Below are 23,004 nucleotides of genomic sequence, written 5' to 3' on the forward strand. Positions count from 1 at the left end.
ACGCACACAGTGCGCATTTTCCGCTGCCGCGACCGGGAAGGTCAGTACAATCGTATTCATACGTTGCTTTAGTGCACACCTAGCGGTGTGACCGACTGATGATCCGACTCCCCCTGGCCCGCCGCGCGTCGACGGCTTTCGCGTCCGCGCCGAAAGCCGTTGCGTTCGCCGTGGCGCTCGCCATGTGCATCAGCCTGCCCGCGCGGGCACTCGACAAAATCACGCTCCAGCTCAAACACACCCATCAGTTCCAGTTCGCCGGCTATTACGCCGCCCTCGAAAAAGGCTATTACCGCGACGCCGGCCTCGACGTGCACATCGCCGAAGGCAGCGATGGCAACGAGCCGGAGCGCAGTGTCAGCGCCGGCAAGGCCGAATTCGGGGTCGGCAACAGCAGCCTGCTGCTGGCGCGCCTGGCCGGCAAGCCCCTGGTGGTGCTGGGCGTGATCTTCCAGCATTCGCCCTACGTCCTGCTGGTAGGCAAGCGCAGCGGCACGCCCGATGTGCGCGATCTCAAGGGCAAGCGCGTGATGATCGGCTCGCTCATCGACGAACTCACCCAGGCTGACGAATTGATCGCTTACCTGAACAAGGAAGGCGTGCCCGTCAGCAGCCTGGTGCGTGTCGACCACAGTTTCAATCCGGACGACCTGGCCAAGGGCAAGGTCGAGGCTTACTCGGCCTACCTGACCAATGAACCCGATTACCTGGACCGCATCGGCTTTGCCTACGACGTGCACAGCCCGCGCGCGGCCGGCATCGATTTTTACGGCGACAACCTGTTCACCAATGAGCGCCAGATCGCCGCCCACCCCGGGCGCGTGCGCGCCTTCCGCGCCGCCAGCATGAAGGGCTGGGCCTATGCCATGGCCAACCAGGAAGAGATCGCGGACCTGATCCTGTCGAAGTACACGCGCCGCCACGACCGCCAGCACCTGCTGTTCGAGGCGCGCCAGATGGAACCGCTGGTGCAGCCGGTGCTGGTTGAAATCGGCTACATGAATCCGGACCGCTGGCGCCACATCGCCGATATCTACGCCGACCTGGGCATGCTGCCGCGCGGCGCCTCCTTCGACGGCTTCATGTACAGCACCGACCCCGCCGCCAGCTACCTGACCTGGCTGTACCGCGCGCTGCTGGCGGCCGGCCTGCTGCTGGTCGGCGGCGCCGCCGTGCACGTGTCGCTGCTGACGCGCGAACGGCGCCGCGCCGAGGAAGGCATCCGCCAGGGCGAACTGCGCTTTCGCACCATGTTCGAGGAAGCGCCGATGGGCATCGCCCTGATCGATTCGGCCAGCGGCCAGTTCAAGGACATCAACCCGCGCTTCGCCGAGATCACCGGGCGCTCCTCGGAAGAGCTCAAGCGCGGCCGCTGCGACGACATCACCCATCCCGACGACGTGGCCGCCGAAGCGGCGCGCATGGTGCTGCTGGGCGCCGGCAGCATCGCCGGCTTCAAGAGCGCGCGCCGCCTGCTGCGCCCCGACGGCAGCGTGGTCTGGGTCGACATGTCGATCGCCGCCATCGACACCAATGCCAGCGCCAGCGCGCACCACCTGTGCATGATCGAGGACGTGACCGAGAAGAAGACCTCGGAAGCGCTGATCTGGCAGCAGGCCAATTTCGATCCGCTCACGCGCCTGCCCAACCGGCGCATGTTCCACGACCGCCTCGAACACGACATCCTGCGCTGCCGGCGCGAGGGCACCCGCATCGCGATCCTGTTCATCGACCTCGATCAGTTCAAGGAAGTCAACGACACGCTCGGCCACCAGCAGGGCGACGTGCTGCTGGTCGAGGCCGCGCGCCGCATCAGCGCCTGCGTGCGCGATTCGGACACGGTGGCGCGCCTGGGCGGCGACGAATTCACCGTGATCCTGCCGCAACTGGGCGAAACCGGCAGCGTGGGCGTGATCGCGCAAAAGATCCTCGATGTGCTGCAGGCGCCGTTCACGCTCGGCCAGGAGCAGGCGTATATCTCGGCCAGCGTCGGCATCACCCTGTATCCGGACGACGCGCGCGATATCGACGACCTGCTCAAGCACGCCGACCAGGCCATGTACGCGGCCAAGAACGCGGGCCGCAACCGCTTCAGCTACTTCACCCCGGCCCTGCAGGTGGCGGCCATCAACCGCATGCGCATGACCAACGACTTGCGCAGTGCCCTCAAGGGCGGCCAGTTCCGCGTGTACTTCCAGCCTATCGTGCACCTGCGCACTGGCAAGATCCACAAGGCCGAGGCCCTGATCCGCTGGGAGCATCCGCAGCGCGGGCTGGTGAGCCCCCTGGAGTTCATTCCGCTGGCCGAGTCGAGTGGCCTGATTATCGAGATCGGCGAGTGGGTGTTCATGGAGTCGGCGCGCTGGGCCAGCCGCTGGCGGCGCGATCACCATCCCGAGTTCCAGGTCAGCGTGAACCAGTCGCCGCTCGAATTCCAGCGCGAAGGCAAGGGTTACGAAGGCTGGCTGGCGCACCTGCGCGAACTGGGCCTGTCCGGCCAGGCGGTGGTGGTCGAGATCACCGAAGGCTTGCTGCTCGACGCCAGCAGCGGCGTGACCGACAAGCTGCTGCAGCTGCGCGACGCCGGCATCCAGGTGGCGCTGGACGATTTCGGCACCGGCTATTCCTCGCTGTCGTACCTGAAAAAATTCGACATCGACTATCTTAAAATCGACCGCTCCTTCACCCGCAACCTGGCGCCCGAGTCGAGCGACATGGCGCTGTCGGAAGCGATCATCGTCATGGCCCACAAGCTCGGCCTGCGGGTGATCGCCGAAGGCGTCGAGACCCACGAGCAGCGCGACCTGCTGCTGGCGGCCGGTTGCGACTACGGCCAGGGCTACCTGTTCGCGCGCCCGCTCCCGGCCGCGCAATTCGACGCCATGCTCATGGCGCAAACGCGCGCCCTGGCCGCCGGCGCCGATCTTACTTCGACAGCCCCACGCTGGCCTGCCTGACGCGCAGCGCCATGGCGTTGCGGTGGCGCGCGCGCAGGCGCGCATTGGTCACCAGGCAGCCCAGCGTTTCACCGACCACCATCACCACGCCGAGCAGCGGCAGCACCAGCATCAGCCCGGCCACCCCGGCCAGCGAGCCGCCCACGAAGATCATCAGCACCGTCATCAAAGGATGGATTTGCAGGCTGCGGCCCAGGGTGAGCGGCATGAAGATGAAGTCGTCCAGCAGGCGCACCGCCACGAACACGCCGATCGCGCCGTAGCCGATCACCGCATTCGAGGGCGCGTCGGTGGCGGCCACCACCACCACCATGATGCAGCCGGCCACCGAGCCGACGAAGGGCACCCAGGCCAGCACCGCCGAAATGAGCGCCAGCGCCAGCGGCGAGGACACCCCGATCATCCACAGCCCGAGCGCCAGCATGATGGTGTCGATCACGGTCAGCTTGATCAGGCCCTGGAAGTAGCGGCGCGCGGTCTGGTCGACTTCGTGCAGCAGGAACAGGGTCTTCTCGAAAAACGCATTCGGCACCGCGCGCGCCAGGAAGCGCTTGAAGCTGGCGCCGTCGCGCAGGAAGAAAAAGGTCAGGAAGGGCGCCAGCAGCAGCGACGGCAGCCAGCCGGCGATCACCACCAGCAGCCCGGCCAGGTGCTGCTGGGCGAAATTGTCGGTGAAGGACTTGAAGCGCCGGTTCACCAGGCGCGTCAGGTGCATCTGTTCGAGCAGCGGGAATTCTTTTTCGAGCAGCTGCATCGTGTTGCGGACAAACGTCACCCCGCCTTCGAGGTAGTGCCCGAGCAGCGCCTGCCACGATTCCTCCGGCACCGCCACGTACGAGAACAGCAGCACCAGCACCAGCGAGAGCACCGCCACGAAGCCGCCGCCCACGGTCAGCGCGGCCAGGTCCTGGCCGACGCCGGCGCGGATCAGGCGCTGCATGGGCGCGAGCAGGATGTAGTACAGGACCGTGCCGAAGATGAAGGGAATGGCCAGCCACAGCGTGTGTTCGAGCAGGATCAGGAGCAGGCAGGTGACCGCGATGATCCCGCACCAGACCACGGGGCCGGCGCGGTCGCGCGAGTTCATAAGGCTTCCACCTGCGGGCTGCCGCCCATCCAGTCGCGCAGGCGCTGGCCGACCAGGCGCGCCAGGGTCAGCGAAATCTTGTAGCCGATCACGGCGTCGGTTTCCATCAGGCCCAGGAAATCGGCGCGGAAGAAGACCGCCAGCTCGCAGTTTTCCATGGCGCGCGCCTGCGCCGTGCGCGGCGAATCGTCCAGCAGCGCCATGTCGCCGAACACGCTGCCCGGCCCGAGTTCGGACACCACCATGAAGGCGCTGCCCTTGGCGCGGCTGATGGCCACCTTGCCCGACGTGACCAGGTACAGGGCCTGTCCTTCCTCGCCCTGGTCGAACACGATTTCGTCGGTCAGGTAGCGCCGCTCATGCATCAGGCCATCGACGATCTTCAGTTCGAGCGGGGTCAGGGAATTGAACAGGACCGAACTCTTGAGGCGGTGCAGGCGGGGCGACAGCGGCGGCGATTTCAGAAAACCAAAGATCAAATTAACTCCAGAGGGGGATAACACGCACGAGCTCGATTATGCGCCATGCAACTGGCGTGTGCAGCAGATTTGCCGCCGGGACTGCTGTCGTCCGTGTTTACCATAATTTTGCCACAGCAAGAACCGCAGCGATAACTAGTGTAATATGATTCCTTGCAGTAATACAACTTAACATTTCAATACGTACTCTCTGTCGTGCGGGCCTGCCGATGCGTCGCCTGCGGCGGCGGCCGTGTTTTATCCACGAGGAAAAGCGCTGTGATCGATATCAAAACCTTCACCTTGGTCATGGCCGTGGGCAATATTGCCTTCGCCATGCTGATGGCAGGTTACCTGCGTTCCGGCACGGCCCATCCAGCCATGCGCAAGTGGAAGTGGGCCAAGCTGGTGCAGGGCGTGGCCAACCTGCTGGCCTACCTGCAGACCGACGGTGCGCCGCTGTGGATGGGCATGGGCGTGTCCACGGTGCTGATGCTGGGCATAGCGGTCGAAGCGGCCGCCTATTGCGATTTCCTGGGCTACCAGCGCTGGCGGCGCCTGCTGTATCCGCTCACGATCGTCGTGCTGCTGCTGTACCACCTGGCGCCGCTGGGCGGCGCCGGCGCGCGCGAGCTGGGTGTGATGCTGTCGCTGATGATCGCCCTGTTCAGCGGGGCGATGGCGGCCGCGCTGCTGCGTCCGGGCCGCGCGGCGTCGGACCTGCAGCGCATCATCGGCGCCAACAACCTGGTGTTCTCGGTGGCGATGGCGCTGCGCGCCTGCTGCAGTTCCGCCGGCATGGTGCTCGGCGGCGGCACGCCGGGCGTGCTGCAGAGTGTCGCGTATATCGCCGGCTACCTGCTGATGATCGTGAACGGTTTCGGCTTCCTGCTGCTGTGCAAGGAGAAGGACGACCGCGCGATGACGCTGCTGGCCACCATCGACAGCCTCACGGGCCTGGTCAACCGGCGCGCGTTTTTCGAGCGGACCGAGAGCGCGCGCCTGCTCGCCGCACGCCTTCGCAGCCCGGTCGCGCTGATGATGCTCGACCTGGACCACTTCAAGAACCTGAACGACCGCTTCGGGCATGCCGCCGGCGACGACGCGCTGTGCGTGTTCAGCGCCACCGCGCAGTCGACCTTGCGCGAGCATGACATCATGGGCCGGCTCGGTGGCGAAGAGTTCGCGCTGGTGATGCCGGGGACCTGCCTGACGGGCGCCTTGCAGGCGGCCGAGCGGCTGCGCCTCGCGGTGCTCGCGGCGCGCTTGCCGGCCCTGGAAGACGCGTATGCGATGACGGTCAGTATCGGCGTGGTGGCGATCGAACAGGGCGAGCATATCAACGCGGCGCTGGCGCGCGCCGATCATGCGCTGTACGTGGCCAAGAGCGCGGGACGCAACCGGGTCGAGGCGGGGCAGCCGGTGCGGCGGTGCGCTTAGGCGCGCGGTTCAGCGATCCAGGTCCAGCATCCGCTTCACCTCCACCAGCGGCTCCAGGTGACTGGTCAGCAGCACGCACGCATCCTGCCTTGCCCCGCGTTCGCCCAGCTGCCCGCGCAAATACTCCACGGCCGCCGCATCGAGCCCGTTGAACGGCTCGTCGAGCAGCAGCAAGCGCACCGGCAAGGCCAGCGCCAGCGACAGCTGCACCTTCTTGTGCTGCCCCAGGGACAAGGTCGACAGCGCCTGTCCCAGCGTGCCCGTGACCCCGAACGCATCCAGCTGGCGCTCGACCTGGCGCGCGTCGGCATCCGGATACAGCGCCAGATGCAGGTCGAGGAATTCCTGCACGGTCAGCCACGGCAAGTCCGGCAAGTCGCCGCCGCAGTAAAACGTCGCCAGCCGGTAGGCCAGCGGCTGCGCCGCGCAATCGATGCCGCCCAGCCCGATGCTGCCGCGGTTGGGCGTGAGCGTGCCGGCCACCAGCTTGAGCAAGGTGGTCTTGCCCATGCCGTTGGCGCCGCGCAGCCAGGTGATGCCCGGCCCGATCGCCGCCGAAAAATCGCTGAACACCGGGCGCGTATCGAAATGAAAATGCAACCCCTCGATGCGCAGCACCGGCTGCTGTTCTACTCCCATAATTCGCTCCCTACCGCAGTCAATACCAGAATCTGGACCAGCACCAGGCCGACCCTCCCGCGCGCTGTAAAACGCGGGATCGCCACCAGCAGCAGCTGGGCCACGCAGCCGAGGATCAGGTAGGCGCGGCCGGCCGTCCGTCCCCACAGGCCATGCGGCGCGCCGGCGGCGAACACGATCACCAGCACCAGCAGCGCGGGCAGCAGCGCAAACGCGCGCGCCGCCAGCGCCAGCGAACGCTCTCGCAGCGGCCAGGCCGCCATGAGCGGGCGCAGCGCGGCGAGCTGCTCGCGCACGGCCTTGTCGCCACGGTCGGTGAGCAGCACCATCAGCGCGCTGGTGGCCAGCGCCAGCAGCGCGCGCACGATGCCGGGCGGCGCCTGCATCCACGGCAGCGCCGCGCCCACGGCCGCCGCCAGCAACAGGGTTTGCTGGCGCCCGACCATGTTCTCGTTGCGCCAGAAGGGCAGCCAGAACAAGCGATGCCACAGCATGAGCACGCGCGGATGCCAGTGGCGCGCTTCGTAGCGCACCGGCGGCGCTGCCAGGCGGCGCTGCCAGCGCGCGCTCGATGGGGCACGGCGCGCGCGCAGCGACAGCACCGCCACCGCGCAGGCATAGGTCAGCATCAGCGAGAACAGGGTACCGAGTACGCCGCGCACCGGCAGCAGCCAGGCGGGCCGCTGCCACAGCCAGACCGTCGCCGACACCGCGTACAGCAGCGCCAGCGGCCCGACCATCATGCCGGCCACCAGCGCGTCCGCCGCCAGTTGCGTGGCCGGCGGCACCGGCAGGCGGCGCACCCAGTACACCACGTCGAGCGGCAGCACGCGCTTGCGCAGCAGGACCGCCGGCAGGGCCATCGCCAGGCCGTGCGCAACGAGCAGGCCAAGCGCTTGCGGGGCGCTCTGGGAGGCGGCATACATGGGGGGCAGGGCGACCAGTGCCAACAGGCCGATGAGAACCTGGGCGAACACCAGCAGCATGATCTCGGCCGAGCTTTTCAGGCTGGCGGCAAAACGCTGGAACGCGTGGATGGCGAGGCGACGGCGAAACGTGACGTAGGCGTGGGCCAAGGCGGTTCCGAAGGTGACGAAGAAAGGAGAAAAGAAAAAGGGCCCGACGAATCGGGCCCTTCTTTGATGCTGGCGGAGCGGACGGGACTCGAACCCGCGACCCCCGACGTGACAGGCCGGTATTCTAACCAACTGAACTACCACTCCGTGTTACTCTGATCGGTACTGCTGATCATGATGCACCGTCTCTGATGGTGGTGGGTGCTGAGAGGCTCGAACTCCCGACCCGCGCCTTGTAAGGGCGCTGCTCTACCAACTGAGCTAAGCACCCAAAAACTCGCTTACCTCAGAGACTGCATCCGACGTTTGTCACCACGTCTGAAGAGGCACGAATCATAGCTAGAGTTCGGAAAGTGCGCAAGGGGTTTTGCGAAAAAAGTAAAAAATCCCGCAAGATCCCCGGCGCCTCGTACCCTGGTTTACGGGCCGATTACTCCTTGATGCCCCACTGCGACAGCATCCACGCCATGTTGAAGGCGCCTTCCTTGACCGCGTTGTAACGCCCGGACGCGCCACCGTGGCCGGCGCCCATGTTGGTCTTGAGCAGCAGCGCATTGGTGTCGGTCTTGTAGGCGCGCAGCTTGGCGACGTACTTGGCCGGCTCCCAGTACATCACCTGGCTGTCGTTCAGGCCCGTGGTCACCAGCATGGCCGGATAGGCCTTGCGCTCGATGTTATCGTACGGCGAATAGCTGCGCATGTAGGCGTAGGCGGCTTTCTCGGTCGGGTTGCCCCATTCGAGGTACTCGCCGGTGGTCAGGGGCAGGGTGGCGTCCATCATGGTATTCATCACGTCGACGAAGGGCACGGCCGCGTGCACGCCGTGGAACAGCTCCGGGCGCATGTTGACCACGGCGCCCATCAGCAGGCCGCCGGCGCTGCCGCCCTGGATGATCAGGTGGTTCGGGCTGGTCCATTTTTCCTTGACCAGGTAATCGGCGGCGTCGATGAAGTCGTAGAAGGTGTTCTTCTTTTTCATCAGCATGCCGTCGTCGTGCCAGGTTTCGCCCATGTCGGTGCCGCCGCGGATGTGCGCCTGCACGTAGATCACGCCGCGATCGAGCAGGCTGAGACGGTTGATCGAAAAATTCGCTTCCGTCGGAATGCCGTACGAACCGTAGGACCCCAGCAGCAGCGGTGCGCTGCCGTCGAACTTGACGCCCTTCTTGTAGACGGCCGACAGCGGCACCTTGACGCCGTCGCGCGCGGTCACCCACAGGCGTTTGCTTTCATAGAGGGTCGGATCGTAGCCGCCCACCACCTCGACGCGTTTGAGGACGGTGCGCGCGCCGCTGGCCATGTCCACATCGAGCACGGTCGGCGGCGTCACCGGCGACTGGTACGCCATGCGGTAGCTGGTGGCATCCCAGGCAGCGGTACGCGTGCGCGTGGCCATGTAGACCGGATCGTCGAACTGCACCGTCTTCCACGATTTGGTCTTGAAGCTGTAGATGCGCGCGCGGTTGAGCGCATTCGATTTTTCCATCACCACAAGGAAGTCGCGGAAAGCGTCGACTTCGCGCACCATGACCGCCTGGTCGTGCTTGACCAGCTCTTTCCAGAACCTGGGGCCAGGCGTGGCCAATGGCGCGCGCACCACGCGAAAGTTTTTGGCATCCTTGTTGGTCGAGATGAACAATTCGCCGTTGCGGTGTTCGACGCCGTAGCGATGGCCTTTTTCGCGTCCCAGCACCGAGCGCAATTCGCCTTTTGGCTGGCCGGCCGGCAGCAGGCGCACCTCGCTGGTATCGGTCGCGCCGATATCGAGCACGATGAACTTGCGGTCGCGCGAGGCTTCCACCTGCATGCTGAACTGCTCGACCGGCTCGTGGTACACCTCGACCGGCTTGCTGCCGAGCGTCATGCGGAACAGGCGGTCGGAGCGCTTGGTGGTGGCGTCTTCCTGGGTGAAAAAGATGGTCTTGTTGTCAAGCGCCCACGCGACCGAGGTCACGCGCGGCACGCTGTCGGCCAGCAGCTTGCCGGTCTTGAGGTCCTTGACATGCAGCTCGAACTGGCGGTAGCCGGTGGTGTCGGTGGTGTACACCAGCAGCGAAGCGTCCGGGCTGACAAAGCTGCCGGCAACGGCGAAGAACTTCTGGCCTTCGGCCATCTCGTTCTGGTTGAGCAGGATTTCTTCGGGCGCCTTGTCGTCGTAGGCCAGGTTGGCGCCGGCCAGGCGGCGGCAGTTGATCGGATACTGCTTGCCCGCTTCGAAGCGGTTGTAATAGTAGTATTTGCCGACGCGCGCAGGGACCGACAGGTCCACTTCCTGCATGCGGCCCTTGATCTCGGCGAACAGCTTGTCCGACAGCGGGGCGATATCGGCCGTCATCGCTTCGGTGTAGGCATTTTCGGCGTTCAGGTGGGCGATGACCTTCGGGTCTTCCTTCTTTTGCAGCCAGCGGTAGTCGTCGGTGACGACCTCGCCGTGGCGCGTTTCCTGCCACGCGGCGGTGGCTGCCACGGGTGGCGCCGGGCTGTCGGCGGCAAAGGCCGGGAGAGTACTGGTCATGGCGATCATCAGTGCGGTGAGGATGGCGGGGATTTTTTGGGAAGGCATGAACACTCCTGAAAGATATGTTTGTGTCAATATCATAGGCCGGCGGCCGCAAAAAACACAGCGATTTCGATGCGGCGTTGCGACCGGCCCACCGAGGACCTTCATGAACGATATCAAAGCCCAGCGTGGCTTGCTCCTGCACCTGTTTCATAGCGCACTGGCGGCGGTCGATCCGCTGGCCGTGCTGGCACCCCACCTGCCGCCAGCGCCCAAGGGACGCACCATCGTCATCGGCGCCGGCAAGGCTGCCGCGCGCATGGCGCAGGCGGTCGAGCAGCACTGGCAGGGCGAGATCGCCGGCCTGGTCGTCACGCGCTACGGCCACGGGGCGCCGACCAGGCATATCGAGGTGATCGAAGCGGGCCATCCGGTGCCCGACGAGGCCAGCACCACGGCCGCCCGGCGCATGCTGGCGCTGGTGCGCGGCCTGGGCCAGGACGACCTGGTGCTGTGCCTCATGTCCGGCGGCGGCTCGGCGCTGCTGTCGCTGCCGGCGCCCGGCATCACGCTCGATGACAAGCGCGAACTGACGCGCCGTTTGCTGGCCAGCGGCGCGCCGATCGGCGAGATCAATTGCGTGCGGCGCCACCTGTCCGCGATCAAGGGTGGGCGCCTGGCGCTGGCCTGCCATCCAGCGCGCGTGGTGACGCTGGTGGTGTCCGACGTGCCGGGCGACGATCCGGCGGTGGTGGCGTCCGGGCCCACCATCCCCGATGGCAGCAGCGCCGCCAATGCGCTGGCGGTGCTGGATAAATACGGCATCGCCATCCCGCCCGCGGTGCGCGCGGTGCTGGACGATGCCGCGCTGGCCGCGCCGGCAATCGACGATGCGCGCCTGCGCGGCAACCGGGCGCTCGTCATCGCCGGCGCCCAGCATGCGCTCGATGCGGCGGCCAGCGCGGCGCGCGCGGCCGGCTACACGCCGCTGATCCTGAGCGGGTGCATGGAGGGCGAGGCGCGCGAGGTGGCCATCGTCCATGCCGGCATTGCGCGCCAGGTGGCCGCGTATGGGCAGCCGCTGCCCGCGCCGTGCGTGATCCTGTCGGGCGGCGAGACCACGGTCACGCTGCGCGGCGGCGGGCGGGGAGGGCGCAATGCGGAGTTCTTGCTGGCGCTTGCAGTCGCGCTCAAAGGCATGGCGGGCGTGCATGCGATTGCGTGCGATACCGATGGCATCGACGGCACCGAAGACAACGCCGGGGCGCTGCTCGATCCGCAGTCGCTGGCGCGCGCTGCGGCGGCCGGGGTGGATGCGGGTGCGCGGCTGCTCGACAACGATGGCTATGGCTTTTTTGCGGCGCTGGGCGACCTGGTGGTGACGGGGCCGACGCGCACCAACGTGAACGATTTCCGCGCGATTCTGGTCGAGGCGCCGGCGGATTGATTACCTGGGAGGTAATCGCCAGGCCGGCGCGGGTGGCCCACAATAGTTTCAACGTATCCCGTTGCCCACCCAAGGAGACCCGCCATGACCCATTCCACCGCCCCCGGCTTTATCCGCACCACTGACGGCGTCGATCTGTTTTACCGCGACTGGGGCGTTGGCGCGCCGGTGCTGTTCGTGGGCGGCTGGTCGCTGCCGTCCGATGCATGGAACTACCAGATGATCGCGCTGTCACGGCAAGGACTGCGCTGCATTGCGTTCGACCGGCGCGGACATGGCCGTTCCAGCGATCCGGGCAAGGGCTACGACTTCGATACCCTGGCCGGCGACCTGGCCGCCGTGATCGACACGCTCGACCTGCGCGGCGTGACGCTGGTCGCGCATTCAATGGGCTGCAATGAGGTGGTGCGCTATCTGAGCCGGTTTGGCAGCGCAAGGGTGGCGCGGATTGTGTTGATGGGACCCATGACGCCGATGATCATGCGCGCTGACGATAATCCCGGGGGCCTCGATGGCGCGCTGTTCGAGCTCTTTCGCGAGCAGCAGGTGAACCGCGATTTCCCGCGCTGGATCGACGAGAACGCGGTGCCGTTCCTGACGCCGGATGCCTCGCAGGGAATGATCGGATGGCTGCGCCAGATGGCGCTGGCATGCTCGCACAAGGCGCTGCACGATTGCCACGTGGCGGTTCAGCATGCGGACATGCGCGCGGAGCTGGCGCGGGTGGAGGTACCGGCCTTGATTATCGCGGGGGCGCTTGATGTCAGTGCGCCGCTGGCGCTGACCGCGCAGCCCACTGCGGCCTTGATAAAGGGGGCGCGCCTGGCGGTGTACGATGACGCGGCGCATGGGATGTTCGTGACGCATGCGGAGCGGGTGAATGCGGATTTGATGGGGTTTATCGGTGCTGCGGGGCGCTGATTTGCTGTCCCGTAGTTCCCGCCCCCGCGCCCGCCCCCGTCGTCTCTGGCATTGCCAGAACCGACGGGGGCGGGAGGCGGGAACGACGGAGCGGGGCGGAAACGACGGAGCGGGGCGGAACGACGGAGCGGGGGGAGCGACGGTTTTTAGCGAGATATATCAATGCGGCTGAACAGGAAAGCGCCATGACAACACCAAGCCAATCGACCCCCTCGCGCGCTCAGTACTTCGGCGATTTTTCAGCAGCGCTGCGCTACTGGCGCGCCAAGCGTGGCTACAGCCAGCTGCATCTGTCCACCGTCAGCGACGTCTCGCAGCGCCACATCAGCTTCCTCGAAAGCGGGCGCGCGCATCCCAGCAAGGAACTGATCCTCAAGCTCGGCGTCGCGCTCGAGGTGCCGCTCAGGCAGCGCAACATCATGCTGCTGGCCGCCGGCTTCGCTCCCGCCTACCAGGAGCGTACGCTGTCCGACCCCGAACTGGCCCCGGTGCGGCAAGCGCTCGACTTCATGCTGGCGCAGCAGGCGCCGTATCCGGCGCTGGTGGTCGACCGCCTGTGGCATCTCCAGCTCCACAACCAACCCGCCGCCGACCTCTTCGGCTGGCTGCTCGGCCTGCCCCCCGGCCAGGCCATCCCCGGCCACGGCGCCGTCAACGTGCTCAAGCTGATGCTCGACCCGGCCGGGCTGCGCCAGTATCTGGTCAACTGGGAAGCCGTGTGCGCCGACGCGCTGCACTGGATCCAGCGCGAAGCCATGGGCGACGGCCCCGCCAGCGAAGCGGCCGCCCTGCTGGCCGAACTGGCCGCCTTGCCGGGTATCGATACCATCGGCACGGCCGCCCACGCGCCCAACCTCGACCGGCGCGCACTGCCCTTCTTGCCGCTGACAATCCGCAAGGATGACGTGCAACTGAACCTGTTTACCACCATTACCACCATGGGCACGCCGCACGATGTCACGGTGCATGAACTGCGGATCGAATCCTTCTTTCCCGCCGATGAAGCCAGCAAAGCGTGGTTTCTTGCAAAAAATGTTGCGTTAAGGTCACTCGGAACCTGAACTTCCTTGCCATTCACAGCGGTGATGACAGAAAATACCGGCTTCAGACTTACCCGGTCGGCAACATATAGACATCGACAAGATGCGGTGCCGACGGCGTCCATCGCCGCGCGCGTTTGCTGCATGCGAGAACGTCCAGAAAAAGAGTAGAGCAGGAGACAAGAATACCTTCGTCGTACGCTTCATCAACTTTTTCCAGGGAACTCGAATGATCAAGATGTCCAAGATGCACAAGCGCGTTATCGGCGCACACGGCGCCGTGCTGGCCCTGACCGCACTGCTGCCGATCGCGTCGGCCATGGCCCAGGCCCAGGCGGCTCCGGAGCTGCAAACCGTCACCGTGACCGCCCAGCGCCGTACCGAGAACATCAAGGAAGTGCCGGTCTCCGTCAGCCTGCTCAAGGATGAGAAGCTGGACGTGATCGTCTCCGGCGGACAGGACATTCGCGTGCTGGCCGGCAAAGTGCCGAGCCTGAACGTGGAATCGTCGAACGGCCGCACCTTCCCGCGCTTTTACATCCGCGGTTACGGCAATACCGACTTCAACACCTTCGCATCGCAGCCGGTGTCGCTGATCTACGACGATGTCGTGCAAGAGAATCCGATCCTGAAAGGTTTCCCGATTTTCGACCTGGCCGGCGTGGAAGTGCTGCGTGGCCCGCAGGGCACCCTGTTCGGCCGCAACACCCCGGCTGGCGTGGTCAAGTTTGAATCCGAAAAGCCGAAGCTCGATAAATTCGGCGGCTACTACAACGCGTCCGTCGCGACCCACAACACGGTCAACCTCGATGGCGCCGTGAACGTTCCGCTGAGCAAAGAATGGGCAGCGCGCTTCTCGACCCTGCGCCAGCACCGCGACGATTTCGTCGACAACACCTTTACCGGCCAGGACAAGGCGCTGGAAGGCTACAACGAGCACGCCGAACGCCTGCAAGTGCTGTACAACCCGGGCGCCGGTTTCAATGCCCTGTTCAATGTGCACCAGCGCTCGACCACGGGCAGCTCGCGCTTGTTCCGCGCCAATATCATCAAAAAAGGCACGAACCAGCTGGTCGACGGCTTCGACGCCGACCAGATCGCCAACAACGGCCTGAACTTCCAGGCCCTGCGCACCAACGGCGCCAACGTGCGCCTGTCATGGGACCTGGGCGCGCTCAAGCTGTACTCGATCACTGGCTACGAAGGGGTGGACCACTACCTGAGCCGTGGCGACATCGATGGCGGCGTGCCGGCCGGCCCGGGCATGATCCCGTTCCAGGTTGAAACCGCCGGCGGCATCGCCGACGTCAAGCAATACAGCCAGGAATTCCGGGTCGAGTCCAAGAACAGCGGCCCGATCAACTGGCAGGCTGGCGTGTACTACTACAACGAAGACGCCAACGGTTTCAGCAACAACTACAACAGCACGACCGGCGCGCAAACTTCGCACCTGGCCAGCCACCAGAAGAATACCGCCTGGGCGGCCTTCGGTTCGGTCAACTACGCCATCAGCGATGCCTTCACGGTACGCGGCGGCCTGCGCTACACCAACGACAAGAAAGATTTCAATACCGTGTCGGCGATCAATGTGGCGCAGATCGGACCGGCTGCGGTCGGCGAGAGCAGCAACAAGGCCAACTGGGACTTGAGCGGCACCTACAAGCTGAACAAGGATGTCAATGTGTACGCCCGCATGGCCACCGGTTTCCGCGCGCCGAGTATCGCAACGGCCTCGGCATCGGTGCCGATCACCGTGGCCGACGCCGAGACCATCACCTCGGTGGAAGCGGGCGTGAAAGCCGACTTGCTGAACCGGCGCGCGCGCGTGGCCTTCAGCCTGTACGACTACCGGGTCAAGAACCAGCAGCTCACTGTGGTCGGCGGCAACTCCAACGTCAACCGCCTGATCAACGCGGCCAAGACCAACGGCCGTGGCGCCGAGCTCGATTTTGAGGGCTTTGTCACCAGTAACTTCAAGGTATCGGCCGGCGGCAGCTATAACTTCACCGAAATCCGCGACGGCAGCTTGTCGGTCAACAAGTGCGCGCAGTGCACGATCACCAATCCGGTCAATGCGGCCGGGCGTGTCGTCATCGACGGCAATCCATTGCCGCAGGCACCGAAGTGGATCGTGAACGGCACCGCGCGCTACTCGATGGAAGTGGGCGAAGGCCAACTGTTCGTGTTCACCGACTGGGCGTACCGCAGCAAGATCAATTTCTTCCTGTACGAAGCGAAGGAATTCACCGGCAAGCCGCTGGTCGAAGGCGGCTTGCGCGTGGGCTATACCTGGGATGGCGGCAAGTATGAAGTGGCCGCGTATGGCCGCAATATCACCGGTACCGAGCGCATTGTCGGCGGCATCGACTTCAACAACCTGACCGGCTTTACCAACGAGCCGCGCCTGTGGGGCGTGCAGTTCAAGGGCAACTTCTAAAAGCTGCCTGGCAGTAAAAAAGCCGCGAGCGATCGCGGCTTTTTTTCGCCTGCGGCTCCCATCATGATGAGCTCGTGGGCCAGACATATGACCGCCACCTCAGACAATACTTACCTTAGATAGGATGATTTCTTGCCCAGCCGTCAGCTCGAAGGTTGAGCTGAAGTAGGCCGGTGGCAGGTCAGCATGTCGGACATGACGCCGACATGCAGGATGAGCTTGTGCGTGAACGTCCCCGTTTTTCATGCCAAGGGCTTGCCGCACGAGGGAATACAAAGTGAAAAAAACTTTGCCGCGCATGCTCGTGGCTTTTTTTCGCCTGCGCAGCGGCGCCGTGATCCCCCCCAAAACCGCATCTTGTATAGGCATCCAGCCGAACTTTCAGACGATTCCGACTGTCTACAGCATATTCACGGTAGCACAGGAAATTGTTCTGAATCATTAATGCGATCTCATCCGTTTTCCGGGAATGACAACGTTCATTGCTTGTCAAAAACTGTTCATTTTTAGACAATTTACAGTCGAATGTTCAGAAATAAACAAATATGAACAAACTTGCATTTGGAAAATCCCTAACATTGCCAAATTAACTTTGCCGCGGGAAAAATTTTTGGCTTTTTGTGTTGCGAAACAGCCGAATCCTGTTGGAAATTTCCAAAATTGGTCATGAATCGAAGTAATGTACAACGCTCGCTAACAAAGGCGGGGCTGCGTTGCAGAACAACGTGGAGACAATGGGAAGGCGACGGCTAATCGCTGCCACTTATCCCTTTATAAAATGTTCATCGGAAAACTTAAGGAACGACAATGAAGCATTCGCAATCGAAGTACCCATCCTTTTTGAAATTTTGTGTCGCCGCCGTGATCACGGCCGGCCCGGTCTTCGCGCACGCCAGCGTGGGTGATGTGGACATGACTGCCAAGGCCCAGCCTGCAGCGACGAGCACCGACCGCATGATCGTCAAGTACAAGGAAACCGGCCCTGTCGTGCCGGGCGCCGCCCTCATGGCAGGACCGAGCCAGGCCCGTCTGGCAATCGTCCAGCGTTCCGGCCAGCAGTTCGGCCTGACCATGAAGGCGCTGCACACCACCGCCAACGGCGCCCAGATTCTCAAGCTCGACAAGAAAATGGATGTGAAGGATGTGGCCGCCATCGCCAAGGACTTGATGGAGCGCGATGCCAGCATCGAATACGCTGAGCCGGACCGCATCATGCACCCCATGTTCACCCCGAACGATCCGCGTTACTCGGAGCAGTGGCACTACGGTGACAGCACCGGCGGCCTGCGCCTGCCGGCAGCCTGGGATCTGGCCACCGGCACCGGCATCGTCGTCGCCGTCATCGATACCGGCTTCCGTCCGCACGCCGACCTGGCCGGCCAGTTCGTGCAAGGCTACGACTTCATTACCGACACCGCCATCTCGAACGACGGTAACGGCCGCGACAGCGATGCCAGCGATCCGGGCGACGCCGTCGCCGCAGGCGCGTGCGGCAACGGCGAGCCGCTGCGGGCACAGACCTCGAGCTGGCACGGCACCCACGTGGCCGGCACCATCGCCGCCAAGACCAACAATGGCCTCGGCGTCGCCGGTGTCGCCTACAACGCCAAGGTACTGCCACTGCGCGTACTGGGCAAATGCGGCGGCTACACCTCCGACATCGCCGATGCGATCACCTGGGCCTCGGGCGGTACCGTCTCCGGCGTGCCGGCCAATGCCAACAAGGCGCGCGTGATCAATATGTCGCTCGGCGGCGGTGGCGCTTGCGACACCACGACCCAGAACGCCATCAACGGCGCCCGTGCGCGCGGCACCGTGGTGATCGTCGCAGCGGGTAACGACAACATGAACGTGAGTAACGCGAGCCCGGCGAACTGCTCCGGTGTGGTAGCGATTGCCGCCACCACCAAGGCGGGCGGACGTGCTTCGTACTCGAACTACGGCAACCTGATCGACGTGGCGGCTCCTGGTGGCGACACCGGCGCCCTGATCCTGTCGACCCTGAACGCCGGCAGCGGCGCGCCAGGCGCAGACAGCTATGCCGGCTACGCCGGTACCTCGATGGCGACCCCGCACGTGGCAGGTGTTGCCGCGCTGATGCTGTCGAAAAATGCGGCCCTGACCCCGGATGACATCGAAAGCAAGCTGAAGTCGACCGCACGCGCCTTCCCGGGCACCTGCAATAGCTGCGGCACGGGTATCGTCGATGCGCTGGCGGCCGTGAAGTCGGCTGGCGGCACCACGCCACCGGCAGGCACGACCATCAACGAAACCGAATCCAACAACGCGTATGGTTCGGCCAATGCGGTGACGGTCAGCGGCACTGTGGTCAAGGGCAACATGGGTTCGAGCACCGACTCCGACTACTTCGCTGTTCAATTGCCAGCCGGAAAAACGCTGTCGGCAACGATGACCATCGGCAGCCGCAGCGCCGACTACGATCTGTATGCCTACAACAGCACGGGCACGACGCAGGTGGCAATGAGCGAAAACGGCGCCGGCGTGGCCGACAGCCTGACCACCACCAACACCGGTACCACCACGCTCACCCGTTATGTGCGCGTGAAGTACTACAGCGGCGGCACGGGTGCCACCAGCGGCGCCTACACGCTGAAACTGTCGTGGTAATGTAACTGCATGCAGCGGCCTGGCCGCTGCATGAAAAAGGGGACGACTGGCTTGCCATTCGTCCCCTTTTTACATCTGTCGTCCAAGTCCAATTCCACGTCCTGCGCCTGAGGCTTCCCGCTTACTCGTACGCGCCAAGCCGGCGCTGCTCATCGGCCGAGAAATGCTGGTCGCGCACCTTTTGCAGCATCGCTTCCGGCACCGCGCCCAGTGTGGCCCGCTGCGCCAGATAGGCCTTGATGCGTCGCTTCCATGCGCCTTCCTCCCGATCGAAATCGGCCAGCCGGCCGGCCGCTTCCGGCGAAAACGCCGCCGCCCGCAGCCGGTACACCTCGTCGTCGCCGGCACCCTGCTCGCGCAGCTTCTGCACCGACGCTTCGGTCCGGATCACCTTGGTCGGCGCTTCGCGGTCTTCGCGCAGCGCGGCCGGCATGCGCTGGTCGAGCGCGGCCAGCTGCAGCTCGCGCTGGGCCGGCATCAGCGCGCCGTTCTGGTCGATGTCGAGCCGCGCCAGCGCATCGGCATCGTAGGTGTCGCCGGCGCCGAACAGGCCGGCCGCCTCGCTGGCGCTGAAAAACTGCGGGCGCAGGCGCTGCTTGAGTTCCAGCCGCGCGCGCGCCGCCTTGGCCAGGTCGGCCACCGGCGCCAGCGACTTTTCCGCGTCGGCCAGCGCGCGCTTGTAATCGAGATAGCTGGCCAGCAAGCGCTTGGCCTGGCCCGCCGGGCCGGGCGCCAGGCGCCGGTCCAGCTCGCGTTCGATTTCGGCGCGGATGGCTTGTAAATCCTTTTCGCCCAGGCCGGCCAGATAGTAGTCGAACAGATGCCCCAGTTCGGCATCGACCACCAGCTGGCCTTCGGCGCTCTGGCGCACCGCGCCGTCCGGCCTGGTGCCTTCCATCGAGCGCACGAACGCGAACGGGTCGGCGTGCGGCGCCGCCGCCGCCACGGCGGCCACTTCCGGCTTCGGATAAGCGTAGTACAGCGCGCCGGCCACCAGGGCGCCGGCGCCCAACCTTTTCCATTGCGTGCGTGCGCTCATGGCAGGCTCCTTACAGGCCGAGTGCCTGCAGGCGGTTCGCTTGCTGGCGGAACACGGTCACCGGGCTGGTTTCGAACAGGTTGACGATGCCGATGAACTGGTTCACTTCATCGAGGTGGTTCATGGCGTAGTCGTCGCGGATCACGCGTCCGAGGTGGCTCGAGCAGCTGCTGACCAGGCCGTCGTTCTTGCCGCCGAAAGCCAGTCCGGTGAGCGCCATGAACGGGTCGATCGCATCGAACATATTGGTGTAGGGCTTGGCGCCGCTCCACGAAAAGTAATACACGCCGTTGACGTGGTTGGCGCCTTCGCCGCACGCGCTGGTAGGCACGCCCTGCGGATGGCGCGTGTTAAAGGCGAGCGAGCCGGCCGTGGTGAGCGATTTGAGCGCGGCTTCGCCATCCTGCGGCAAGCCCGAGCGGCCGGACAGGAAGTCCATTACCGCGGCCACCGCGTTGGCCAGCGCATTGCCCACGTTGGGGGCGTTGCCGGTCAAGATGTCGGCGATCGCCGAGCCCTTGTTCACGCCAGCCACCGAACTGGCCGAGGCGACCAGGTTGGGCGCCACCGAGGCGACGTAACGCACGGTCGGACCGCCATGGCTATGGCCGATCAAATTGACCTTGGCGGCGCCGGTGGCGGCCATGATCTGCTTTACTTGCGAGAGCAATTGTTCGCCGCGTACTTCGGTGCTGTTGGCGCCCGAGACAGTGACGGTATAGACCTTGGCCCCGCCGCTGCGCAGCGCCGACGGGATGCCGTAGAAATATTCGATCGGCCCCAGCTTTTCAAAGCCGAACAGGCCGTGCACGAGCACGATGGGATACTTGGTTTGCGTGTAACCGGCGGCCAGGGCCTGGGTGGGAACGACGAGGATGGCGATGAGAAAAACGGACAGGCACTTCCAAAAACGATTCTTCATATTGTCTCCATAATGGTTTTTTGATTGACGGGGACCTCGACCAACCTACTGCGCGGCGCAATTTTCGTCCTGCGATGCTCACCGTACCTTCGTACGGCTGCGCTTCTCGAACGAAACTTGCGCCGCTCGCTACGGTTCTTCGAGGCCCGTAAAGTCGACTACTGGAACAGGAGTTGCACAGTGCGAGCTGGGCATTCCTCCGGCTACCGGGCACACGCTCTTGCTGCGGCTGTTGCAAGAGAAAATACGAATTAGAGCGAGCGCTCGGTTTTTTTAATGTAGCACCGGCCTTTGGATAAAGCATCGCGCAGTGCAGCATCTGGAGGGCTTGTTTTGCGCTTTGAATTGATGTGTGGTTTTAACGAGCTATAATCATTCCCGAAACCAACTCTAGCGGTAGATGCACATATGGGAACGCTGGTGTCCACCCGCTTCGACTTTGCCCAGTTTGAAAAGATGACGCCGCTCAACGGCGACACCATCTGGGCCTACATTGTTGACCACCACGCCGAGCGGATCGGCGTCAAGCGCCGCAAGCCGGCGCTGGAAAACATGGAAAAAATCTTTGCCGCAACGTTCCGCCTCGCCAACGAGGTCGGCTTTCGCGCGATGAGCTTGCGCGACCTGTGCCGCGAGACGGGCTTGTCGATGGGCGGGCTGTACGGCTACATCGAAAGCAAGGATCAGCTGGCGGAAATGATCGAGGACGTGGTGCGCCATGCCAGCCAGGAATTGCCGCGCATGTTCCAGCATGTGCAGGCGCCGCTGGAGCGGCTCGAATCGCTGGTGCGGGCGACGATTTACCTGTCCGAGATCTTGCAGCCGTGGTTTTACTTCGTGTACATGGATTCGCGCGTGCTCAGTTTCGAGCAGCGCGGCATGGCGAAAAATTCGGAGCTGTCGATCCAGGCCGAGATTGCCGAGATGATCAGCCAGCTCACACCGGTGCCGGCCGGGCGGCCGGATTTGCTGGCGGCGCATATCGTGGCCATGTTCCAGGACTGGTATATCAAGCGCTGGAAGTACCGGGCGGCCAAGGTGCATGTGGATGATTTTGCCGATAGCACGCTGGCGATGATCCGCAGCCACCTGAGTTAGCCCCCTCGCGTGCGCCTGCGCGTCCTTCCAGCTTGCAACAAATCCCATTTCAGTGAATACTGTATGCAATTACAGTAGTGGCCCTCAACCGGGCACACCAGAGCGTGAACGCCCCAGCCCGAAAAATCATCCATTGCGACTGCGACTGCTTTTACGCAGCCGTCGAAATGCGCGACAATCCCGCCCTGCGCGAGGTGCCGCTGGCCGTTGGCGGCCAGCCGGGCCAGCGCGGCGTGGTGGCCACCTGCAACTATGAAGCGCGGCGCTACGGCATCCACTCGGCCATGGCCACCGCCCAGGCCCTCAAGCTGTGCCCCGCCCTGGTGGTGATCCCGCCGGCCATGGAAAAATACCGCATCGCCTCGCGCCAGATCCTGGCCATCTACGGCGACTACACCGACCTGGTCGAGCCGCTCTCGCTCGACGAAGCCTATCTTGACGTCTCCGACTCGCCCCATTGCAAGGGCAGCGCCACCCTGATCGCGCAGGAAATCCGCAAGCGCATTGTCGAGACCGTCGGCATCACCGCCTCGGCCGGGGTGGCGCCCAACAAGTTCGTGGCCAAGATCGCCAGCGACTGGAACAAGCCCGACGGCCTGTGGCTGGTGCGCCCGGACGAGGTGGACGCCTTCGTCGCCGCCTTGCCGGTCAAAAAACTGCACGGCGTCGGCAAGGTCACCGCCGCCAAACTCAACAACTTGGGCGTGCAAACCTGCGCCGACCTGCGCAGCTGGACCCTGCTCGAACTGCAACACCATTTCGGCAGCTTCGGCACCCGGCTGCACGATTTATGCCGCGGCATCGACAACCGCGCCGTCTGCAACGAGCGCGAACGCAAGTCGGTCAGCGTCGAGGAAACCTATACCCCGGACGTGCCGGACCTGGCGGCCTGCATCGGCCTGCTGCCGGAACTGTTCGACAACCTGAACGCGCGCATTGCCCGCGCCGGGGCCCAGAAAAGCGTGCAAAAGCTGTTCGTTAAACTCAAATTCGCCGATTTTCACCAGACCACCGTGGAATGTGTTGGCACCGCGCCACACATGGGGCAATACGCCAGACTGATGGAAACCGGCTATGCGCGCGGCAAGCAGCCTGTGCGCTTGCTGGGCGTCGGGGTGCGCCTGGGCGAGGCCGAAAACCTCGAACAGTTAAGCCTGTTCGCCGATGCGGACGTGTAAAATGTCGTTCCCTTCGCACAGATGATTTGTCGCGGACGACGCAAGTCCTGCCCCCGTGGCAGGCCGTTACGCAGGAGGTGAAAGCGGCTCGCCGCGCCTTCCTGCTTCATCCCGCTGTAAATACTGACTCAAACAAG

The 23,004-nt window shown here is 64.4% G+C and carries 17 protein-coding genes and 2 tRNA genes; 10 read left to right on the plus strand and 9 right to left on the minus strand.

Annotated elements, in window-relative coordinates; genetic code table 11:
• The first annotated feature begins 98 nt into the window (after positions 1-98).
• Positions 99-2,957: an EAL domain-containing protein gene (locus PO883_RS11940; RefSeq protein WP_289309962.1), complete on the plus strand. Its 2,859-nt coding sequence runs from the start codon at positions 99-101 to the stop codon at positions 2,955-2,957.
• Here the strand turns inward: PO883_RS11940 and PO883_RS11945 are convergent.
• Positions 2,926-4,044: an AI-2E family transporter gene (locus PO883_RS11945; RefSeq protein WP_289309963.1), complete on the minus strand. Its 1,119-nt coding sequence runs from the start codon at positions 4,042-4,044 to the stop codon at positions 2,926-2,928. The genes PO883_RS11940 and PO883_RS11945 overlap by 32 nt on opposite strands.
• Positions 4,041-4,523, minus strand: a complete 483-nt coding sequence (locus tag PO883_RS11950) for a cyclic nucleotide-binding domain-containing protein (RefSeq protein WP_054265216.1) — start codon at positions 4,521-4,523, stop codon at positions 4,041-4,043. Before PO883_RS11950 ends, PO883_RS11945 begins: the two co-directional genes overlap by 4 nt.
• Positions 4,524-4,781: 258 nt before the next feature.
• On the opposite strand from PO883_RS11950, the gene PO883_RS11955 reads away from it, so the two are divergent.
• The gene (locus PO883_RS11955) at positions 4,782-5,942 is read left to right on the plus strand and encodes a GGDEF domain-containing protein (protein WP_289309964.1); all 1,161 of its coding nucleotides are present in this window, start codon (positions 4,782-4,784) and stop codon (positions 5,940-5,942) included.
• Between the two features lie 9 nt (positions 5,943-5,951).
• Here the strand turns inward: PO883_RS11955 and PO883_RS11960 are convergent, their stop codons facing one another.
• From PO883_RS11960 to PO883_RS11980, 5 genes are all read right to left on the minus strand, one after another.
• Complete coding sequence (locus tag PO883_RS11960) at positions 5,952-6,581, minus strand: ATP-binding cassette domain-containing protein (RefSeq protein WP_289309965.1); 630 nt, start codon at positions 6,579-6,581, stop codon at positions 5,952-5,954.
• On the minus strand, positions 6,572-7,657 hold the full coding sequence (locus tag PO883_RS11965; RefSeq protein ID WP_289309966.1) for a hypothetical protein: 1,086 nt from the start codon (positions 7,655-7,657) through the stop codon (positions 6,572-6,574). Before PO883_RS11965 ends, PO883_RS11960 begins: the two co-directional genes overlap by 10 nt.
• Before the next feature lie 70 nt (positions 7,658-7,727).
• A tRNA-Asp gene (locus PO883_RS11970) sits at positions 7,728-7,804 on the minus strand.
• Positions 7,805-7,852: 48 nt separating this feature from the next.
• Positions 7,853-7,928, minus strand: a tRNA-Val gene (locus PO883_RS11975).
• Between the two features lie 159 nt (positions 7,929-8,087).
• On the minus strand, positions 8,088-10,220 hold the full coding sequence (locus tag PO883_RS11980; RefSeq protein ID WP_289309967.1) for a S9 family peptidase: 2,133 nt from the start codon (positions 10,218-10,220) through the stop codon (positions 8,088-8,090).
• Between the two features lie 103 nt (positions 10,221-10,323).
• Between PO883_RS11980 and PO883_RS11985 the strand changes: the two genes are divergently transcribed.
• The 6 genes from PO883_RS11985 (at position 10,324) to PO883_RS12010 (ending at position 18,630) form a co-directional block, all read left to right on the plus strand.
• Entirely contained in the window at positions 10,324-11,604 is a 1,281-nt protein-coding gene (locus PO883_RS11985; RefSeq protein ID WP_289309968.1) for a glycerate kinase, read from the plus strand.
• Positions 11,605-11,688: 84 nt separating this feature from the next.
• On the plus strand, positions 11,689-12,525 hold the full coding sequence (locus PO883_RS11990; protein WP_289309969.1) for an alpha/beta fold hydrolase: 837 nt from the start codon (positions 11,689-11,691) through the stop codon (positions 12,523-12,525).
• Between the two features lie 185 nt (positions 12,526-12,710).
• Positions 12,711-13,586 carry a helix-turn-helix domain-containing protein gene (locus PO883_RS11995; protein ID WP_289309970.1) on the plus strand — a complete coding sequence of 292 codons (876 nt, stop codon included), beginning with the start codon at positions 12,711-12,713 and terminating at the stop codon, positions 13,584-13,586.
• Between the two features lie 208 nt (positions 13,587-13,794).
• On the plus strand, positions 13,795-16,002 hold the full coding sequence (locus tag PO883_RS12000) for a TonB-dependent receptor (RefSeq protein ID WP_289309971.1): 2,208 nt from the start codon (positions 13,795-13,797) through the stop codon (positions 16,000-16,002).
• Positions 16,003-16,279: 277 nt separating this feature from the next.
• Positions 16,280-16,447, plus strand: coding sequence for a hypothetical protein (locus PO883_RS12005; RefSeq protein ID WP_289309972.1), 168 nt, complete (start codon positions 16,280-16,282; stop codon positions 16,445-16,447).
• A 362-nt stretch (positions 16,448-16,809) separates the two neighbouring features.
• Positions 16,810-18,630 (plus strand): S8 family peptidase, encoded by a 1,821-nt coding sequence (locus PO883_RS12010; protein WP_289309973.1) that lies wholly within the window; start codon positions 16,810-16,812, stop codon positions 18,628-18,630.
• Between the two features lie 121 nt (positions 18,631-18,751).
• Here the strand turns inward: PO883_RS12010 and PO883_RS12015 are convergent, their stop codons facing one another.
• Together PO883_RS12015 and PO883_RS12020 are read right to left on the minus strand one after the other, a co-directional pair.
• Positions 18,752-19,669: a lipase secretion chaperone gene (locus PO883_RS12015; RefSeq protein WP_289309974.1), complete on the minus strand. Its 918-nt coding sequence runs from the start codon at positions 19,667-19,669 to the stop codon at positions 18,752-18,754.
• A gap of 10 nt (positions 19,670-19,679) precedes the next feature.
• Positions 19,680-20,591, minus strand: coding sequence for a triacylglycerol lipase (locus PO883_RS12020; protein WP_289309975.1), 912 nt, complete (start codon positions 20,589-20,591; stop codon positions 19,680-19,682).
• A gap of 408 nt (positions 20,592-20,999) precedes the next feature.
• Here PO883_RS12020 and PO883_RS12025 point away from each other — a divergent pair, with 408 nt between their 5' ends.
• Together PO883_RS12025 and dinB are read left to right on the plus strand one after the other, a co-directional pair.
• Positions 21,000-21,689, plus strand: a complete 690-nt coding sequence (locus PO883_RS12025; RefSeq protein ID WP_289309976.1) for a TetR/AcrR family transcriptional regulator — start codon at positions 21,000-21,002, stop codon at positions 21,687-21,689.
• 125 nt (positions 21,690-21,814) lie between these two features.
• Positions 21,815-22,867, plus strand: coding sequence for a DNA polymerase IV (gene dinB / locus PO883_RS12030; protein ID WP_289310047.1), 1,053 nt, complete (start codon positions 21,815-21,817; stop codon positions 22,865-22,867).
• Positions 22,868-23,004 lie beyond the last annotated feature (137 nt).

Source organism: Massilia sp. DJPM01 (genome assembly GCF_030348125.1).
Lineage (GTDB): Bacteria > Pseudomonadota > Gammaproteobacteria > Burkholderiales > Burkholderiaceae_D > Telluria_A > Telluria_A frigida.

Bases quoted from the DNA above. Each gene is read 5' to 3' on its own strand.
- PO883_RS12010 (WP_289309973.1), top strand. From the start codon at position 16,810: ATGAAGCATTCGCAATCGAAGTACCCATCCTTTTTGAAATTTTGTGTC.
- PO883_RS11985 (WP_289309968.1), top strand. From the start codon at position 10,324: ATGAACGATATCAAAGCCCAGCGTGGCTTGCTCCTGCACCTGTTTCAT.
- PO883_RS11945 (WP_289309963.1), bottom strand. From the start codon at position 4,044: ATGAACTCGCGCGACCGCGCCGGCCCCGTGGTCTGGTGCGGGATCATC.
- PO883_RS11990 (WP_289309969.1), top strand. From the start codon at position 11,689: ATGACCCATTCCACCGCCCCCGGCTTTATCCGCACCACTGACGGCGTC.
- PO883_RS12020 (WP_289309975.1), bottom strand. From the start codon at position 20,591: ATGAAGAATCGTTTTTGGAAGTGCCTGTCCGTTTTTCTCATCGCCATC.
- PO883_RS11980 (WP_289309967.1), bottom strand. From the start codon at position 10,220: ATGCCTTCCCAAAAAATCCCCGCCATCCTCACCGCACTGATGATCGCC.
- PO883_RS11940 (WP_289309962.1), top strand. From the start codon at position 99: ATGATCCGACTCCCCCTGGCCCGCCGCGCGTCGACGGCTTTCGCGTCC.
- PO883_RS12025 (WP_289309976.1), top strand. From the start codon at position 21,000: ATGGGAACGCTGGTGTCCACCCGCTTCGACTTTGCCCAGTTTGAAAAG.
- PO883_RS12000 (WP_289309971.1), top strand. From the start codon at position 13,795: ATGATCAAGATGTCCAAGATGCACAAGCGCGTTATCGGCGCACACGGC.
- PO883_RS11995 (WP_289309970.1), top strand. From the start codon at position 12,711: ATGACAACACCAAGCCAATCGACCCCCTCGCGCGCTCAGTACTTCGGC.
- PO883_RS12015 (WP_289309974.1), bottom strand. From the start codon at position 19,669: ATGAGCGCACGCACGCAATGGAAAAGGTTGGGCGCCGGCGCCCTGGTG.
- PO883_RS11960 (WP_289309965.1), bottom strand. From the start codon at position 6,581: ATGGGAGTAGAACAGCAGCCGGTGCTGCGCATCGAGGGGTTGCATTTT.